General features: G+C 37.7%; 1 tRNA gene. It reads left to right on the top strand.

From position 1 onward, the window contains the following. The first annotated feature begins 67 nt into the window (after nucleotides 1–67). Nucleotides 68–143 (top strand) — tRNA-Asn (locus AB4167_RS21885). The last annotated feature ends 77 nt before the right edge of the window (nucleotides 144–220 follow it).

The following is a 220-nucleotide window of genomic DNA, read 5'->3' as shown; positions in this document are numbered from 1 at the left end:
TCGAGGCACCATTATTTGGTACTTAACAAATAATGGTCTTTATAGACCTGATGTTGAGACAAGTAATTCCCCTTTAGTTCAGTTGGTAGAACGGCGGACTGTTAATCCGTATGTCGCAAGTTCAAGTCTTGCAAGGGGAGCCATTTTTAAAGGACTTCATTTTATATGAGGTTTTAATTGAAGAGTTTAACTCTTTAAGCAAAGAATTTAGTGTGCCGAC

Origin of the sequence: Vibrio sp. 10N.286.49.E11 (assembly GCF_041469505.1) — a bacterium.
Taxonomy (GTDB): Bacteria; Pseudomonadota; Gammaproteobacteria; order Enterobacterales; family Vibrionaceae; genus Vibrio; species Vibrio crassostreae_C.
The sequence above is the reverse complement of the archived record's forward strand: the minus strand, read 5'-3'. Positions and strand labels throughout refer to the sequence as shown.